The organism is Sphingomonas mucosissima (genome assembly GCF_002197665.1).
Classification (GTDB): Bacteria; Pseudomonadota; Alphaproteobacteria; order Sphingomonadales; family Sphingomonadaceae; genus Sphingomonas; species Sphingomonas mucosissima.
Genome location: NZ_NBBJ01000001.1, coordinates 1,253,140 through 1,270,383, shown reverse-complemented (window position 1 = coordinate 1,270,383; position 17,244 = coordinate 1,253,140). Strand labels below are relative to the sequence as shown.

The window sequence follows — 17,244 nt, the reverse complement described above, 5'->3', positions numbered from 1 at the left end:
GCTGGTGGCTTCCGTTGACGCGGTGCCCCGTCGTCTAGTCGGTCGCCCATCGCGAGCGACCCGGCCCGGCAAGGTAGTGTCCTACGATTGGCAGGACGGAGTGACGCTGGCGTCCGTAGCAACGCGGCAGAAATCACCACATCTCCACGCTGACCCGTGCTCGCGCCGGGTCACCCTTTGTAAAGTGCTTCCAGTCGCTCGCCGTACACCTTGCGCAGCACATGGCGGCGGATCTTCAGGCTGGGCGTCAGCTGCTCGTTTTCGATCGTAAACGGCTCATCGGCCAGGATGAAGCGGCGCACCCGTTCGGTGATCGACAGGTCCTTGTTCGTCCGTTCCACGGCCTGGCCGATCGCTGCGCGATACTCGGCATCCTGGGCGAGAGCGGCCGGATCGTTCTTCAAGCCCTTGGCCGCACAAAATTCGCGCGTCCAATCGGGATCAGGCACGATCACCGCCACCATATGCGGCCGGCGATCCCCGGCGATCATCGCCTGCATGATTTCGGGCTGAAGCGTCAGCATGCCCTCCACCTTTTGCGGAGCGACATTGTCGCCCTTATCGTTGATGATCAGATCCTTCTTGCGATCGGTGATCTTGATCCGCCCTGCGTCATCGATCACGCCGATGTCGCCGGTGTGCAGCCAGCCGTCCTGCAGCACGCGCGCCGTTTCCGTAGGGTTGCGCCAATAGCCGTGCATCACGAGCTCGCCGCGCACCAGGATCTCGCCATCCTCGGCGATCCTCACTTCCGTCTTGGGCAAGGGCGGGCCGACGCTGTCGACGGTGACGCCCACCTTCGGGCGGTTGCATGAAACAACCGGTCCCGCCTCGGTCTGGCCATAGCCTTGCAGGAAGGTGACGCCCAGCGATTGGAAGAAAACGCCGACTTCGGGCGTCAGCGGCGCGCCGCCCGACACCATTGCCTTCAGGCGGCCGCCGAACTTCTTGGCGATCTTGGGCTTGAAGACGGCATCGACGATCAGGGCCTTTGGCCGGTCCGCGAGCCTCAGCGTGCCCGCGTGCCGCTTCGCGCCAATGTCGAGCGCAGCACCCAACAGCTTTTGCGAAAAGCCGCCCTGCTTCTCGATCGTCTTGCTGATCCGAACGCGCAGCACCTCGAAGAGGCGCGGCACGACGAACATGATGGTGGGCCGCACCTCTTCCATGTTGGCGGCCAGCTTCTCCAGCCCCTCCGCGTAATAGATCTGCCCGCCCATCGCGATCGGCAGCATCTGCCCGCCCGTATGCTCATAAGCGTGGCTGAGCGGGAGGAAGGACAGGAACACCTCGTCGCCCCAGCTCATGTCCTCCGAGATCACATCGGCACAACCGCCGATGTTGTGGAGGATGGCGCCATGATGCTGCATCACGCCCCGCGGGGCACCGCCGGTGCCGGACGTGTAGATAATGCAGGCGGTGTCGTTCCGTCCGAAGCTCGCGCCTGCAGCGATCACCGCCGGCGGGGTATCGTGGTCCTTGATCAGCTCGACCCAGCTGCAGCTGCGCACGCCCGACGGGCGAGGGCGGAGCGGATCGATTGCGATCACCGTCTCGATATGGGTGGTGCGCAGCACCGCCTTCAGCAATGTATCGGCCAGCTTCTGGGTCGACACGATCACGGCCCGTGCACCCGAGTTCTCGATGATGTGCGCGTGGTCGCGCTCGGTATTGGTGATGTAGGTCGGCACCGTAACGCAGCCCGCGGCCATGATCGCCAGATCGCTGATGCACCATTCTGGCCGGTTCTCACTTACCAGCATCACCCGGTCACCCGGGTTCAACCCGAGCGACTTCAGCGCCGTGGTCAGGCTGGCCACCTGGCGGGCGGCTTCTGCCCAGCTGATCGCTTGCCAAGCACCATCCCGCTTGGTCCAGAGAAACGGCGCGTTGCCCTTCTCCTCCGCACGGATGAAGAACATCGTGACCAGATTGGGAAAATGCTCGAGCTGGCGTGGCGCCATGATCCTCTCCGTCGATCCGTCTGTTGCGGGGTCTTATTGGTTGAGCGCGGTGCCCACGCTGCGCGGGTCCGGCGCGCCGACCCAGCCGGTTGCCGTCTTTTCGGCGGCATTGGCCTTCAGCCCGAGCCGCGCGACCGACACCTTGTGGCCCATCGCCTCGAGCGCCGGCTTCATCGCAGGCAGGCTGGTGCCCTGTTCCAGCACGAGGCCGTCTTTGTTGAAATAGATCAGCCCGAGGCCGAGCGCCTCGCGCGCCGGCAGCTTCCAGTCGAGATGCGCGATGATCGCCTTCGTCACTTGCATCAGGATCGTCTTGCCGCCCGCCGCACCGACGGTGAAGATCGGGGCACCGCTCGCGTCATAGACGATCGTCGGGGCCATGGACGACAGCGGCCGCTTGCCGCCCTGCACCCGATTGGCCACCGGGGCGCCATTCTGCTCGGGCGCCAGGCTGAAGTCGGTCAGCTCGTTGTTCAGCGCGAAGCCGTTGGCGATCAGCTGGCTGCCGAACGGCCCCTCGATGGTGGACGTCATGGCGACAATATCGCCCTTGCCGTCCACAGCGACGAAGTGAGTCGTGCCGGGCACTTCTGCTTGCGGCGCAAAGGTGCGCGGCTTGGCGCCCGGGGGCGTGCCCGGCTGATACGTCCCAAGCGCGCGCGTTTGCGAGATCAGGCCTGACCTTTGCGCGATGTAGCCCTTGTCGATCAGCCCAGCGACCGGCACGTCGACGAAGTCCGCATCGCCAAGATACATCTCACGGTCGGCGTAAGCGAGCTGCATTGCCTCGCCGATGAGGTGCCAGGCGACCGGCGAATCCTTACCCAGCTTGGCAAGGTCAAACCGCTCAAGCATGCCAAGGATCTGGAGCACGGTGGTTGCGCCGGACGACGGCGGCGCCATTCCGCAGATCTTGTAGCTGCGGTACGTGCCGCAAACTGGCGGACGTTCCTTGGCCTGATAGGCGGCCAGATCGGCCAGCGTCATATCGCTGGGCGCGATCTTCGTGGCCGTGACCACCTTGATCAGCGCCTTTGCGTTCTGCCCCTTGTAGAACGCGTCCGGTCCCTTGGCCGCGATCTGGCGCAGCAGCTTGCCTAGGGCCGGGTTTTTGACCGTCTCACCCTCGACCAGCGGCTTGCCGTTGCGCGTGTAGAGCGCGGCTGCGTCGGGGAAGCGGCCAGCCGCTGCGCCGGTGCCGGTCGAGGTGCCGCCTTCCGGGCCGGCTACCGCGGTGCTGCCGCCGCCCCACAACGGAGCGAGGTTCGCACTGGCAGCAGCAAGCGGGCGGGTCACGGGATAGCCGCCCTCGGCGAGCCGAATGGCGGGGGCGAACAGGGCCTTCCAGCGCAGCTTGCCCCATTTCTTGTTGGCCAGCGCGGCAAGCCGGATGTTGCCGGGCACGCCGACCGACTTTCCGCCGGGGAATGCCTGGATGTACGGCAGCGGCTTACCGTCTGCGCCCAGGAAGCGCTGCGGCGTGGCGGCGGCCGGCGCCTTCTCGCGTCCGTCGATCGTTTCCAGCGGGCCGCCGCCCGATTGATGCAGCATGAAGCCGCCGCCGCCGATGCCGCTCGATTGCGGCTCCACCACCGTCAGCGCCAGCATCATGGCCACGGCTGCGTCCGCAGCGGTCCCGCCGGCGTTCAGGATTTCAAGGCCGGCTTCTGTCGCGCGCGGATCGGCGGAGGTTACCATTCCCTGCGCCTCCGCGGCGCGCGGCGCGACGAGAGCGATGGGGGCGAGCAGGGCGGTGAGCGCCAGCAGGTTCTTCATGGCCGCGGACCCTATCGGCGCCTTCGCGCGCGTCAACCGGCGCCGACAGCCTCGGTTATCGAGCCATAGCCGTCCCGGCGGAGCAGACTGGCCAGATCGCTGAGGATGCGCACGGGCAGGCCAGGTCCGGCATAGACCATCGCGCTGTAGAGCTGGACCAGGCTCGCCCCCGCGCGAATGCGGGCATAGGCCTCCGCCCCGCTGCCGATGCCGCCGACCGCGATCAGCGGGATCGCGCCGCCTGTTGCTGCGCGGAACTCGCCAAGCTTTTGCCGTGCAAGCGCGGTGAGCGGCGCACCAGACAAGCCGCCCGCTTCCTCGCGGTGCGCGGATGAGAGCGGCGGACGCGAGATGGTGGTGTTGCCGACGATCAGCGCGTCGAGTTTGTTGTCGATCACGGCGCGGGCAATGTCGTCGATCGCCGCTGCCTCCAGATCAGGCGCGACCTTCAGGAACAACGGTCGCACGCCGGCAGCATTGCGGGTGGCAGCGAGCAGATCGCGCAGGGCGCTGCCGTGCTGGAGATCGCGGAGCCCCGGTGTGTTGGGGGAGCTGACGTTGATCGTGACATAATCGGCGACGCGGGCCGCCGCGAAGACGCCGGCCACATAATCGGCGACGCGATCGGCCGCGTCCTTGTTGGCGCCAACGTTGAGGCCGAGCACCCCTCGGCGCTTGGCCGGCAACCGGGGTAACGCCGCGCCCAGCCCGCCATTGTTGAAGCCCATGCGGTTTATCACGGCCTGATCCTCGACCAGCCGGAAGAGGCGCGGCTTGGGATTGCCGGGCTGGGGCAGCGGGGTGAGCGTGCCCACCTCGACCGCGCCAAAGCCGAGCGCGTGCAGCCCGGTTACGGCTTCGCCATCCTTGTCGATGCCGGCCGCGACGCCGAGCGGGTTGGCGAAGTTCAGCCCCGCAACGGTGGTCGCCAGGATGGGATCGGACACGGATTGGCCGCCGGGCGCACCCATCCGGCCCCATAGCGCCAGACCCCTGATGGTCAGGCGATGGGCACGTTCGGCATCGAGGGCGAACAGGGCGGGGCGCATCGGAAAGCTCATGGGCCCGCGGTGCCCCCGATCCGCCCCCGAGATCAAGGGCGCGGGTGCCGTTCGCACGCGCAAAATCGCTGGTTGATTTCCGGGCTCCGCGCGCCCATTTGGCAATCAGAACGATTTAGTCCGATTTGAGAACCGCTCGCAATATGCGCCTGTCCAGCCTTGCCGATTATGCCGTCGTCATGATGACGGCCGCGGCGCGCCATTGCGGCGGGCTGGCGCGCGTCAATGCGACTGGCCTGGCGCAGGAGACGGGCGTGCCGCTCCCGACCGCGCAGAAGCTGGTGAGCCGGCTCTCCTCCGCCGGATTGATCGAAAGCACGCGCGGCACCGGCGGCGGCTTTCGCCTGTCGCGCCCGCCGGCGACGATCACGCTGGCCGATATCATCGAGGCGGTGGAGGGGCCGATCGCGCTCACCACCTGCGTCGACACAGCGCAGCATGATTGCGCGCTCGACGGCAGCTGCCGCGTCAAGCCGCATTGGGCGGTCGTGAACAATGCGGTGCGCGGCGCGCTTGCGGGCGTCACGCTCATGCAACTCGCCGCCACCACGCCGCTCGTTCCCTCGGCTGCCGAGGAACGCGCCACCACCGATATGAAAGTGGATGCCTGACATGGCCACCAAGAACGCCGAGGCGCTCGCCGCGGTATCCAAGAAGTACGAATGGGGCTTCGCCACCGAGGTGGAGCAGGACTTCGCGCCCAAGGGGCTGAACGAGGACACTGTTCGCTACATTTCCGCCAAGAAGGGCGAGCCGGAATGGATGCTCGACTGGCGGCTGAAGGCATTCCGCAAATGGCTGACGATGGAATCGCCGGATTGGGCAAAGCTCAACATCCCGCCGATCGACTATCAGGATGCCTATTATTACGCGGAGCCGAAGCAGAAGAAGACGATCGCGTCGCTCGACGAGCTCGATCCGGAAATCCGCCGCACCTACGAGAAGCTGGGCATTCCGATCGCCGAGCAGGAAGTGCTCGCCGGGGTCGAGGGCGCGCGCAAGATCGCGGTCGACGCGGTGTTCGACAGCGTCTCGGTCGCGACCACTTTCCGTGCCGAGCTGAAGGCGGCGGGCGTCATCTTCCTGTCGATCTCGGAAGCGATCCGCGAGTATCCGGAGCTGGTGAAGAAGTGGCTCGGCAAGGTCGTGCCGCAGCATGACAATTACTTCGCGACGCTCAACAGCGCGGTCTTCTCCGACGGCACGTTCGTGTACATCCCGGAGGGCGTGCGCTGCCCAATGGAGCTCAGCACCTATTTCCGCATCAATGCCGAGAATACGGGCCAGTTCGAACGCACGCTGATCGTCGCCGACAAGGGCGCGTACGTCTCGTACCTGGAGGGCTGCACCGCCCCGATGCGCGACGAGAACCAGCTCCACGCCGCCGTGGTCGAGCTCGTCGCGCTGGACGATGCCGAGATCAAATATTCGACGGTGCAGAATTGGTATCCGGGCGACGAGAACGGTGTCGGCGGGATCTACAATTTTGTCACCAAGCGTGCGCTGTGCCAGGGCAAGAACAGCAAGGTTGCGTGGACGCAGGTCGAAACCGGCTCGGCGGTCACGTGGAAATACCCCAGCTGCGTTCTCGCGGGCGATGGCAGTGTCGGCGAATTCTATTCGGTCGCGGTGACCAACAATCGCCAGCAGGCGGATACCGGCACCAAGATGATCCACTTGGGCAAGAACACCCGCTCGACCATCGTGTCGAAGGGGATCAGCGCCGGCCGCTCCGACAACACTTATCGCGGGCTGGTGCGCGTCGCGCCTACGGCGGAGGGCGTGCGCAACTTCACCCAGTGCGACAGCCTGCTGCTTGGTGACCAGTGCGGCGCGCATACGATCCCGTATATCGAGGTCCGCAATCCCTCCGCACAGATCGAGCATGAGGCGACCACGTCGAAGATCAGCGAGGACCAGCTGTTCTACGCCATGTCGCGCGGGCTCGACAGCGAGGCGGCGGTGGCGCTGATCGTCAACGGCTTCGCGCGCGAGGTGCTGCAGCAGCTGCCGATGGAGTTTGCCGTCGAGGCGCAGAAGCTGCTCGGGATCAGCCTCGAAGGCTCGGTGGGATGACCGCTCTACGCTCATCCGTCATCCCCGCGCAGGCGGAAATCCATCGCGCCGCAAGCGCAGGTGGACAGATGGATTTCCTCCGCGGGAATGACGAATCAATCGGGTCGGCCGCTCCGACCGCCTCCATTTCGGAATGACTATGCTTAGAATCGAAAACCTCCACGCCGAGATCGACGGCAAGCCGATCCTCAAGGGCCTCACGCTGTCCGTGAACGCGGGCGAAATCCACGCGATCATGGGACCGAACGGCGCCGGGAAGTCGACGCTCGGCTATGTCCTGGGCGGTCGACCGGGCTATGAAGTCACGGAAGGCAGCATCACGTTCGACGGGCAGGACCTGCTTGAGCTCGAACCGCATGAGCGCGCCGCCGCGGGCGTGTTCCTCGGCTTTCAATATCCGGTCGAGATCCCCGGCGTCTCCAACGTCCAGTTCCTGCGCGAGAGCTTGAACGCCCAGCGCGCCGTGCGCAGCGAGAAGCCGCTGTCGGGCGGCGAGTTCCTGAAGCTCGCCCGTGAGGAAGCCAAGAAGCTCGACATGGACGCCGAGATGCTGAAGCGCCCGGTTAACGTCGGTTTTTCCGGCGGCGAGAAGAAGCGCAACGAGATGGTGCAGATGGGCATCATCGATCCCAAGTTCGCGATCCTCGACGAGACCGACAGCGGCCTCGACATCGACGCGCTGCGTATCGTGGGCGACGGGATCAACCGCATCATGCGCCAGCCGACCAAGGCCGTGCTGCTGATCACCCATTACCAGCGCCTGCTCGATTACGTGAAGCCGGACTTCGTCCACGTCCTCGCCGATGGCCGTATCACCCGGTCGGGCGGCGCGGAGCTCGCGCATCAGCTCGAGCGTGAGGGCTATGCGGAGATCGCCGCGTGAGCGACGCCGTGCTTGATCTGCCCTCGGCCCGAGAGGAGGCATGGCGCTGGGCCGACCTCGGCGGTCTCGCCGCGGCTGCGGCGCTTGCCCCGGTCGCGGCGCCCGAGGCGGAATTCCTCGACTTGCTTGGCGCAAAGCTGCTGTTCGTCGATGGTGTGCTCGATGAAGCGCGCAGCGATCTTCACCGCGTGACGGTGGGCGCGCTTGCCGCGGACGATCACGCGCTCGGGCGCCGCGCTGCGGGCACCGGCTGGTCGCTCCATCTCGATGCGCAGGCTGTCACCGATCCCGTGCAGATCGTCCACGTCGCCACTGGTCGGCAGAACCATGTGCCGTCGGAGATCGTCCTTGCCGAGGATGCCGCTGCCGAGGTGGTGGAGACGTTCGTTGGTGCCGGTTGGCAGAACCGCTTCACGCGCACGCGGCTGGGCAAGGGCGCACGGCTGATGCGTTCGGTGCGGCTGCTCCAGCCCGCCGGCTTCGTGTCGCTGCGCGAGGCGGCGGAGATCGGCGAGGCGGCGAGCCTTGTTGCCGTCTTCCTCGGTGCGGGCGGGCAGGGGAGCCGGATCGACGCGCAGCTGACCATGGCCGGTGACGGTGCATTCGTCGAATATGGCGGCACGTTGCTGACCTCGGCCGAGCAACGCCAAGAGTGCGCGGTTCGCGTGAACCATGCCAAGCCGAACGGCGCGTCGCGGCAGGTGTGGCGCGCGGTGGCGGCGGACCGGTCGCAGGTCAGCCTGGCCGCTGCGGTCGAGGTCGCGCGTCATGCGCAGAAGACCGACGGCGAGCAGAGCCTGCGCGGCCTGCTGCTCGATCGCACCGCGACGGTGAACCTGAAGCCCGAGCTGGAAATCTTCGCCGACGACGTGAAGTGCGCGCATGGTGCGACCGTTGGCGAACTCGACCAGCGTGCGATGTTCTACATGCAAAGCCGCGGCATCCCGCGCGCGCGCGCCGAAGCGATCCTCACCCGTGCGTTCGTTGCGGACGCGCTGGAGCGGATCGGGGATGAGACCGTGCGCGCGGCATTCGAGGCGGATGCCGACGCCTGGCTCGAGGCGGCGCTCGACTGATGGTTCGGTCGCTCACCCACTTCGTTCCGAGCGCAGTCGAGGAAATGATCGGAGGCGCATCGCTCGCCGGGCATTCCTTGACGTTCTTCGGGGCGAACGAGGTGGTACCCGCACCGCGCCACCCGGCACTGTCCTACATGCCTGTCCTCTGTCAGCGTCCCGCGATGATGCCGATTTCCCCAATGTTGAGACAAGTGCGCCAGCGTCTCAACTTTCTCAACATTCGCGAGGTCGCATGACCGTGCTCGACGCCGCCCGCCCGCTTGACGTGCTCGCTGACTTTCCGGCGATCCCTGAAGGCTGGGCGTATCTCGATACCGCTGCGACCTCGCAGAAGCCGCAGGCGGTCGTTGACGCGATCACCCGCGGCTACGCCGAAACCTACGCCACGGTTCACCGCGGCGTTTACCAACGGTCGGCCGACATGACGCTCGCCTACGAGGCCGCGCGCCGCCGTGTCGCCAGCTTCATCGGGGGTGCGGAGGACGAGGTGGTGTTCGTCCGCGGCGCGACGGAGGCGATCAACCTCGTCGCGCACTGCTGGGGCGGAACGCAGCTGAAGGCGGGCGACCGGATCCTCTTGTCGGCACTGGAGCATCATTCGAACATCGTCCCGTGGCAGATGGTCGCCGAGCGTGTCGGCGCCGCGATCGACGTCGTGCCGCTGACCGCCGATCACCGCATCGACCTCGACGCCATGGCCGCGATGCTGACGCCGGCGCACAAGCTGGTCGGGCTGGCTCAAGTTTCGAACGTGCTGGGATCGGTGCTGGATGCGAAACGCGCGGCAGCGCTTGCGCACGGCGTGGGTGCGAAAATCCTGATCGACGGTTGCCAGGCCGTGCCGCGCACGCCGGTCGACGTCGTCGATCTCGATTGCGACTTCTACGTCTTTTCCGCGCACAAGCTGTATGGCCCGACCGGCCTTGGCGTGCTGTGGGGCCGGGCGGAACTGCTCGATGCGATGCCCCCCTATCAGGGTGGCGGCTCGATGATCGACCGCGTGACCTTCACCAAGACGACCTATGCCCCGGCGCCGACGCGTTTCGAGGCGGGAACGCCGCATATCGTCGGCGCGCTCGGGCTCCATGCCGCGATCGATTATGTCGAAGGCATTGGCCTCGACCGCATCCATGCGCACGAGACCGCGCTGGTCCGCCAGGCCCGCGAGGCACTGTCCGCGATCAACTCCGTCCGCCTGTTCGGGCCGGAGGATAGCGCGGGCATCGTCTCCTTCGCGGTCGAGGGGGTGCATCCGCACGACATCGGCACCATCTTGGACGAAGCGAAGGTCGCGATCCGCGCCGGCCACCATTGCGCGCAGCCGCTGATGGAGATGCTGGGCGTCGATGCGACCGCTCGGGCCAGCTTTGGCGTTTATAACGGCCCGGCCGACGTTGAGGCGCTGGCCAAGGGCATAGAAAGAGTAACGAGGATTTTCGGATGAGCGATTCAATCCGGGTCGAGGAAGTGGAAGCCGAGACGAAGCCGCCGCGCGCGCGTGTCGAGGATGCGGTGGAGGCGCCGACCGAGGCGCTCGCTCGCAAGCGCGACTATCTCGACGGTTTCCTGGCGCAGAAGCCGGAAGGCGAGAATGCGCATGAGCCAGGCGGCGCCTTGTATGAGGCGGTGATCGATGCGCTGAAGGAGATCTACGATCCCGAGATCCCCGTGAACATCTATGAGCTGGGCCTCATCTACAACGTCGAGGTCACCGACGGCGGCCATGCCGTTGTCACGATGACGCTGACGACACCGCATTGTCCCGTCGCCGAATCGATGCCGGCGGAGGTGGAACTGCGTGTCGGCTCGGTGCCGGGCATTGCGATCGCCGACGTGAACCTTGTCTGGGATCCGCCGTGGGACCCGGCCAAGATGTCCGACGAAGCACGGCTTGAACTGGGGATGCTGTGATGGCGACTGCTGTTCGGGAGCGCCCCGCGGCGCTGCTTCTCACCGACAATGCCAAAGCGCGGATCGCGTCGCTGATGGCGAATGCGCCCGAAGGGGCGATCGGCGTGAAGCTGTCGACGCCGCGCCGCGGCTGTTCGGGCCTCGCCTATTCGGTCGATTATGTGACGGACGCCAAGGCGTTCGACGAGAAGATCGAGACGGACGGCGGCACGCTTTTCGTCGATGGCGGCTCGATCCTGTACCTCATCGGATCGACCATGGACTGGGTGGAGGACGACTTCACTGCCGGCTTCGTCTTCAACAACCCCAATGCCAAGGGCGCGTGCGGCTGCGGCGAGAGTTTCACGGTTTAGTTTCCTGCAAGCTGCGCCGCAGCATCATACGTGACTCCTGCGCGGCGGCCGTTAAGCTCGCCGCGCCATGACCGACAACGACACTACGCCCGCCATCGATCGTTCGCCGCTCGCCGGCCGGATCGTCGACACCCTGATCCACCGTATCGGCAAGGACGAACGGGCAGCGCGCAAGCATGATTGGCTCGCCGCGACGATCCTCACTCTGCGCGACGAGATCATCGACAAGTGGATGGCCTCGACCCGGCAGGCCCATGCCGCGGGTGCGAAGCGCGTTTATTACCTCAGCCTCGAATTCCTGATCGGCCGGCTCCTGCGGGACGCGCTGTCAAACCTCGGCCGCAACGCCGAGGTGGCAGAAGCGCTGGCATCGCTGGGCGTCGATCTTGCAGAGATCGAAGAGATCGAGCCTGACGCGGCGCTGGGCAATGGCGGCTTGGGCCGGCTGGCCGCGTGCTTCATGGAAAGCATGGCGACGCTGGAGCTCCCGGCATACGGCTACGGCATCCGCTACGTGAACGGCATGTTCCGACAGCGGATCGACGACGGCTGGCAGGTGGAGCTCCCGGAGACCTGGCTTGCGCACGGCAATCCATGGGAGTTCGAGCGCCGGGAAAGCGCTTATTTCATCGGCTTCGGCGGCGAGGTGACTGGCAACGAGGCCGGGCACGTTCACTGGAAGCCGGCCGAGGCGGTGGAGGCCGTGGCGTATGACACGCCGGTGGTGGGCTGGCGCGGGAAGCGGGTAAACACGCTCCGCCTTTGGAGTGCGCGCGCCTTTGACCCGATCCGGCTCGACGCGTTCAACGCCGGCGATCACATCGGCGCGCTGGCAGGGCAGGCGAGGGCAGAGAGCCTGGTGCGCGTGCTCTACCCCTCGGATTCCAGCTCGGCGGGGCAGGAGCTGCGACTGCGGCAGGAGTATTTCTTCTCCTCCGCTTCCATTCAAGACATCGTGCGCCGGCACGTCCAGTATTTCGGCGACATCCGCACCCTGCCGGACAAGGCCGCGATCCAGCTAAACGACACGCATCCCGCGGTGTCGGTCGCCGAGCTGATGCGCCTGCTGATCGATCATCACGACCTGCCGTTCGAGGAGGCATGGGAAGTAACTCGACGGACATTCGGCTACACGAACCACACGCTGCTGCCGGAGGCGCTCGAGAGCTGGCCATTGCCGCTGTTCGAGCGGCTGCTGCCGCGCCACATGCAGTTGATCTACGCGATCAATGGCCGGGTTCTTCGCGAGGCGCGTAAGAGCCCCAGCATGGGCGACCATTCGGTCGCGGCGATCAGCCTGATCGACGAGAACGGCGAGCGCCGCGTGCGCATGGCAAACCTCGCCTTTGTCGCCAGCCATAGCGTCAATGGCGTCGCTGCTCTTCACACCGAGCTGATGAAGCAGACGGTCTTTGCCGATCTGCACCGACTTTATCCTGAGCGGATCAACAACAAGACCAACGGCATCACCCCGCGACGGTGGCTGATGGGCTGTAATCCGGCGCTCACTGCGCTGATCCGCGATGCGATCGGCCCAGCGTTCTGCGACGACGCGGCCGAGCTGCGATCACTGGATTCTTTTGCCGATGATGCTTCGTTCCGGGAGCGTTTTGCGGAAGTAAAACGTTCAAACAAGGTGGGACTGTCGAATTTCATACGGGAGAGCACGGGATTGCGGCTGGATCCCGACGCTTTGTTCGATGTCCAGATCAAGCGTGTTCACGAATATAAGCGCCAATTGCTCAACATCATCGAGACCGTTGCGCTGTATGACCAGATCCGCAGCCATCCGGAAAAGGATTGGACGCCGCGCGTGAAGCTGTTCGCCGGCAAAGCCGCGTCAAGCTACCATAATGCGAAAATGATCATCAAACTTGCCAATGACGTGGCGAAGCGGATCAATAGCGATCCGTCTGTTGGCGGGCTCCTGAAGGTGGCGTTCATTTCCAATTACAACGTCAGCTTGGCGGAACGGATCATCCCCGCAGCAGATTTGTCCGAGCAGATCTCGACGGCCGGAATGGAAGCGTCGGGTACCGGGAACATGAAGTTTGCGCTGAACGGGGCACTTACCATCGGCACATTGGATGGCGCTAACATCGAGATCAAGGATCACGTCGGGGACGAGAATATCGTCATCTTCGGGCTTACCGCTGACGAAGTGGCGGCAAAACGGGCCGGTGACTATCGGCCGCGAGAGATCATCGAGGGTAGCCGCGAGCTCTCCCAAGCGGTGAACGCCATCGCGTCCGGTGTTTTCTCCCCCGACGATCCCGACCGTTATCGCGATCTGATGAATGGCCTGTACGATCGCGATTGGTTCATGGTGGCCGCCGATTTCGATGGCTATGCGGCGGCGCAACGATCAGTTGATGCGCGGTGGGCCGACAGGAGCAACTGGCAAGCCTCGGCCGTTCGGAATGTCGCCCGTGTGGGATGGTTCTCTTCCGATCGCACCATTGGTGAATATGCACGCGAGATATGGGGCGCGATGTGAAGCCGTCGCGTGGTGCCATCGAGGCCTTGCTCGCGGGCCGTCATGACGACCCGTTTGCGATGCTTGGAGCCCATGCCGGCCCTGAAGGAACATATGCGCGCGCCCTTGTGCCTGATGCGGAAACCCTGAACGCCCATAGTCTTTCTGGCGAAGTGCTCGGGGAGCTGGATCGCGTGGATTCCAGGGGATTGTTCGAGGGGTTCATCAAGGGCGATCCGCAGCCGCTGCGTTACCGTGCGCGGGCAGGGGACGCGGAGTGGCTGGTAACGGATCCGTACACCTTTGGCCCGGTTCTTGGCCCGGTTGACGATCTGCTGATGGCGGAGGGCACCCACTTTCGTCTGCATGACAAACTCGGTGCTCACCTCATCGAGCATGAAGGTGCGAGCGGCGTCCACTTTGCTGTCTGGGCGCCCAATGCCCAGCGGGTGTCAGTTGTTGGAGACTTCAACGATTGGGACGGCAAACGCCACCTGATGCGGCGCCGTACCGACGTTGGCGTTTGGGAAATCTTCATACCCGACATCGCTGCCGGTCGACATTACAAATATGAGATTATTGGCCCGGATGGACAGCTTCAGCCGCTGAAGGCCGATCCCTATGCCTTTGCGTCAGAGCTAAGGCCGAGCACTGCGTCGATCACGGCCGCGCCGCTTGCCCACGAATGGGGAGACGAGGAGCACCGCCAGCATTGGGCGTCCATCGACCCGCGCCGCGTGCCGATCAGCATCTACGAGGTTCATGCGGGCTCATGGGAGCGCGACGCGAACGGCTGGTTCCTTACCTGGGATGCGCTGGCCGATCGGCTGATCCCTTATGTGGTCGAGATGGGTTTTACCCATATCGAGTTTCTGCCCGTGTCCGAGCACCCGTATGACCCCTCGTGGGGATATCAGACCACGGGCCTTTATGCGCCATCGGCGCGCTTCGGGGACGTTGAAGGGTTTGCCCGCTTTGTCGATGGTGCGCATCGCGCGGGGATCGGCGTTTTGCTTGACTGGGTGCCAGCGCATTTTCCCACCGACGCCCACGGACTTGCCAAGTTCGATGGCACCGCATTGTACGAGCATGAGGACCCGCGGCTCGGTTTCCATCCAGACTGGAACACCGCGATCTACAATTTCGGGCGCCGGGAAGTGTCGGCGTTTCTGGTGAACAATGCGCTGTTCTGGGCGGAACGCTACCATGTGGACGGGCTGCGGGTCGATGCGGTCGCGTCGATGCTGTATCGCGATTACAGCCGTAAACCCGGTGAGTGGATTCCGAATTCGGAAGGTGGGCGAGAGAACTGGGAAGCCGCATCGTTCCTCCAGTCGATGAACCGGGCGGTCTATGGGGCGCATCCCGGCTTCTTCACCGTGGCGGAGGAATCAACCGCTTGGCCGGGTGTCACGCATCCCGCTCATGACGGTGGGCTGGGTTTTGGCTTCAAGTGGAACATGGGCTTCATGCACGATACGCTGAAGTACATGGCGCGTGAGCCCGTCTTCCGCCGGCACCACCACAAGGACATCACCTTCGGTTTGGTGTATGCGTTCAGCGAGAACTACGTGCTGCCGATCAGCCACGACGAGGTGGTGCACGGAAAAGGCTCGATGCTCTCCAAGATGAGCGGGGATGACTGGCAGCAATTTGCCAATCTTCGTGCTTTTTACGGTTTGATGTGGGGCTATCCCGGGAAGAAGCTGTTGTTCATGGGGCAGGAGTTCGCCCAGCGCCGGGAGTGGAGCGAAAGCCGATTCCTTGACTGGGACCTGTGTCATTCGACCGCCCACGATGGCGTGCGAAAGCTGGTCCGAGATCTGAATCGCCTGTACCGCGAGAAACCCGCCCTGCACGCACGCGATTGTGAGCCGGAGGGGTTCGAATGGTTGGTGGCGGACGATGCTGAGAAATCGGTTTTCGTCTGGCTGCGAAAGGCGCCGGACGCCCCGCCAATCGTCGTCGTCTGCAACATGACGCCGGTTGCGCGTGCGCCGTACCGGATCCCTCTGCCGCATGTAGGGTTATGGCGGGAGATCCTCAATTCAGACGCCAGCGACTATTGGGGATCCGGCCTAGGAAATCTCGGAGGCGTGATCGCGGAGAACGGGTTTGCCATGGTGACATTGCCCCCATTGGCCACAATCATGTTCGAGTTTGCGGGATGATCAAGCGCCAACCATCGCAGGTGACTGTCAGCGGAGGAGCTTTCCTTCACCAATAACAGCCCGGGAGCAAAGCCTCCCTAACACCCTCTCGCGCCGAGGGGAGAAGGAAGACGAGGATGGAACACCGGAAGGGACAGCCGCTCGCGCGCGATGCGATGGCCTATGTACTGGCGGGCGGACGGGGCAGTCGCCTGGCCGAACTGACGGACACACGCGCCAAGCCAGCGGTATATTTCGGCGGAAAGAGTCGCATTATCGACTTTGCGCTGTCGAACGCGATCAACTCTGGCATTCGACGCATCGGCGTTGCGACGCAGTACAAGGCACATTCACTTATCCGGCATTTGCAGCGGGGATGGAATTTTCTGCGTCCGGAACGAAACGAGAGTTTCGACATCTTGCCCGCTTCTCAGCGCGTCAGTGAGTTTCAATGGTATGAAGGCACGGCCGATGCCGTCTTTCAGAACATCGACATCATCGAAAGCTATGATCCTGAATACATGGTGATCCTGGCTGGTGATCACATCTACAAGATGGATTACGAGCTGATGCTTCAGCAGCACTGCGAGCAGGAAGCCGACGTCACGGTCGCCTGCATGGAAGTGCCGCGCATGGAAGCTGTTGCTTTCGGCGTCATGCATATCGATGAAACGGGGCGGATCATCGAATTCGTTGAGAAGCCGGCGGACCCTCCTGCGATGCCGGGTAAGCCGGATGTGGCGCTCGCATCGATGGGCATCTACGTTTTCAAGACGAAGTTGCTTATCGATCAGCTCAAGCGCGATGCCGAAACACCCGGATCCAATCGCGATTTTGGGCGAGACATTGTGCCATGGCTCGTCAAGAACGGGAAGGCTGTTGCGCACCAGTTCAGCACGTCGTGTGTTCGCTCCTCCAATGAGAATTCGGCTTACTGGCGCGACGTTGGCACCGTAGATGCTTACTGGAAGGCCAATATCGATCTCACCGACGTAGTTCCGGCACTTGATCTCTATGATCGCACCTGGCCGATCTCCACTTATTCTGAGCTAACCCCTCCGGCGAAATTCGTCCACGATATTGATGGGCGGCGTGGTTCGGCGGTGGCAAGCCTTGTGTCGGGCGACTGCATCGTCTCGGGATCTTCGATTTATCGCTCGTTGCTGTTCACCGGCGTGCGCACGCATAGCTTTGCCATGCTGGATGAAGCGGTCGTGCTACCATATGTGAAGGTTGGTCGGGGCGCGCGGCTTCGTAAGGTGGTGATCGATCGCGGAGTCGAGATCCCAGACGGGCTGGTGGTCGGTGATGATCCGGCGCTTGACGCGGCGCGCTTCGGGCGAACGGAGGAGGGCATCTGCCTCATCACCAAGCCAATGATCGATCGACTTTCATGACTGCATGCGCGGAGCGATATGGCCTTGGAGCACACCTGCCCGGAGGCGGAATAGCTGCTTCCTCGCTGCAATCGGCCTTTCTGGGCAGGTTTCGGCCCGATCCGTTTGATTCGACGCC

The 17,244-nt window shown here is 64.2% G+C and carries 13 protein-coding genes; 10 read left to right on the top strand and 3 right to left on the bottom strand.

Annotation, left to right across the window (positions count from 1 at the left end; genetic code table 11):
• Nucleotides 1-170: 170 nt before the first annotated feature.
• The 3 genes from SPMU_RS06060 to SPMU_RS06050 are packed head-to-tail and all read right to left on the bottom strand — an operon-like array spanning nucleotide 171 to nucleotide 4,801.
• Nucleotides 171-1,964: an AMP-dependent synthetase/ligase gene (locus SPMU_RS06060; protein ID WP_088332803.1), complete on the bottom strand. Its 1,794-nt coding sequence runs from the start codon at nucleotides 1,962-1,964 to the stop codon at nucleotides 171-173.
• Between the two features lie 33 nt (nucleotides 1,965-1,997).
• Complete coding sequence (locus SPMU_RS06055) at nucleotides 1,998-3,740, bottom strand: gamma-glutamyltransferase family protein (protein WP_088332801.1); 1,743 nt, start codon at nucleotides 3,738-3,740, stop codon at nucleotides 1,998-2,000.
• A gap of 32 nt (nucleotides 3,741-3,772) precedes the next feature.
• On the bottom strand, nucleotides 3,773-4,801 hold the full coding sequence (locus SPMU_RS06050) for a quinone-dependent dihydroorotate dehydrogenase (RefSeq protein WP_088332799.1): 1,029 nt from the start codon (nucleotides 4,799-4,801) through the stop codon (nucleotides 3,773-3,775).
• A gap of 143 nt (nucleotides 4,802-4,944) precedes the next feature.
• Here SPMU_RS06050 and SPMU_RS06045 point away from each other — a divergent pair, with 143 nt between their 5' ends.
• From SPMU_RS06045 to glgC, 10 genes are all read left to right on the top strand, one after another.
• Nucleotides 4,945-5,412 carry an SUF system Fe-S cluster assembly regulator gene (locus tag SPMU_RS06045; RefSeq protein ID WP_088332797.1) on the top strand — a complete coding sequence of 156 codons (468 nt, stop codon included), beginning with the start codon at nucleotides 4,945-4,947 and terminating at the stop codon, nucleotides 5,410-5,412.
• A gap of 1 nt (nucleotide 5,413) precedes the next feature.
• Nucleotides 5,414-6,877: a Fe-S cluster assembly protein SufB gene (gene sufB / locus SPMU_RS06040; protein WP_088332795.1), complete on the top strand. Its 1,464-nt coding sequence runs from the start codon at nucleotides 5,414-5,416 to the stop codon at nucleotides 6,875-6,877.
• 139 nt (nucleotides 6,878-7,016) lie between these two features.
• A complete protein-coding gene (gene sufC, locus SPMU_RS06035; protein ID WP_088332793.1) occupies nucleotides 7,017-7,760 on the top strand; it encodes a Fe-S cluster assembly ATPase SufC in 744 nt (247 codons plus the stop codon).
• A complete protein-coding gene (locus tag SPMU_RS06030; protein ID WP_088332791.1) occupies nucleotides 7,757-8,836 on the top strand; it encodes a SufD family Fe-S cluster assembly protein in 1,080 nt (359 codons plus the stop codon). Before sufC ends, SPMU_RS06030 begins: the two co-directional genes overlap by 4 nt.
• Before the next feature lie 235 nt (nucleotides 8,837-9,071).
• Nucleotides 9,072-10,283, top strand: coding sequence for a cysteine desulfurase (locus tag SPMU_RS06020; RefSeq protein ID WP_088332787.1), 1,212 nt, complete (start codon nucleotides 9,072-9,074; stop codon nucleotides 10,281-10,283).
• Complete coding sequence (locus tag SPMU_RS06015; protein WP_088332785.1) at nucleotides 10,280-10,750, top strand: SUF system Fe-S cluster assembly protein; 471 nt, start codon at nucleotides 10,280-10,282, stop codon at nucleotides 10,748-10,750. The genes SPMU_RS06020 and SPMU_RS06015 overlap by 4 nt, the downstream gene beginning before the upstream one ends.
• Entirely contained in the window at nucleotides 10,750-11,103 is a 354-nt protein-coding gene (locus tag SPMU_RS06010) for a HesB/IscA family protein (protein ID WP_088332783.1), read from the top strand. Before SPMU_RS06015 ends, SPMU_RS06010 begins: the two co-directional genes overlap by 1 nt.
• A 67-nt stretch (nucleotides 11,104-11,170) precedes the next feature.
• Complete coding sequence (locus tag SPMU_RS06005; RefSeq protein ID WP_088332781.1) at nucleotides 11,171-13,600, top strand: glycogen/starch/alpha-glucan phosphorylase; 2,430 nt, start codon at nucleotides 11,171-11,173, stop codon at nucleotides 13,598-13,600.
• On the top strand, nucleotides 13,597-15,750 hold the full coding sequence (gene glgB, locus SPMU_RS06000; RefSeq protein WP_088333209.1) for a 1,4-alpha-glucan branching protein GlgB: 2,154 nt from the start codon (nucleotides 13,597-13,599) through the stop codon (nucleotides 15,748-15,750). Before SPMU_RS06005 ends, glgB begins: the two co-directional genes overlap by 4 nt.
• Nucleotides 15,751-15,866: 116 nt before the next feature.
• Nucleotides 15,867-17,126 carry a glucose-1-phosphate adenylyltransferase gene (gene glgC / locus SPMU_RS05995; protein ID WP_088332779.1) on the top strand — a complete coding sequence of 420 codons (1,260 nt, stop codon included), beginning with the start codon at nucleotides 15,867-15,869 and terminating at the stop codon, nucleotides 17,124-17,126.
• Nucleotides 17,127-17,244: the final 118 nt, after the last annotated feature.

Excerpts from the sequence above, each read along its gene's own strand:
- SPMU_RS06060 (WP_088332803.1), bottom strand. The coding sequence starts at position 1,964 with ATGGCGCCACGCCAGCTCGAGCATTTTCCCAATCTGGTCACGATGTTC.
- SPMU_RS06050 (WP_088332799.1), bottom strand. The coding sequence starts at position 4,801 with ATGAGCTTTCCGATGCGCCCCGCCCTGTTCGCCCTCGATGCCGAACGT.
- sufB (WP_088332795.1), top strand. The coding sequence starts at position 5,414 with ATGGCCACCAAGAACGCCGAGGCGCTCGCCGCGGTATCCAAGAAGTAC.
- sufC (WP_088332793.1), top strand. The coding sequence starts at position 7,017 with ATGCTTAGAATCGAAAACCTCCACGCCGAGATCGACGGCAAGCCGATC.
- SPMU_RS06010 (WP_088332783.1), top strand. The coding sequence starts at position 10,750 with ATGGCGACTGCTGTTCGGGAGCGCCCCGCGGCGCTGCTTCTCACCGAC.
- SPMU_RS06020 (WP_088332787.1), top strand. The coding sequence starts at position 9,072 with ATGACCGTGCTCGACGCCGCCCGCCCGCTTGACGTGCTCGCTGACTTT.
- SPMU_RS06055 (WP_088332801.1), bottom strand. The coding sequence starts at position 3,740 with ATGAAGAACCTGCTGGCGCTCACCGCCCTGCTCGCCCCCATCGCTCTC.
- SPMU_RS06005 (WP_088332781.1), top strand. The coding sequence starts at position 11,171 with ATGACCGACAACGACACTACGCCCGCCATCGATCGTTCGCCGCTCGCC.
- glgC (WP_088332779.1), top strand. The coding sequence starts at position 15,867 with ATGGAACACCGGAAGGGACAGCCGCTCGCGCGCGATGCGATGGCCTAT.
- SPMU_RS06015 (WP_088332785.1), top strand. The coding sequence starts at position 10,280 with ATGAGCGATTCAATCCGGGTCGAGGAAGTGGAAGCCGAGACGAAGCCG.
- SPMU_RS06045 (WP_088332797.1), top strand. The coding sequence starts at position 4,945 with ATGCGCCTGTCCAGCCTTGCCGATTATGCCGTCGTCATGATGACGGCC.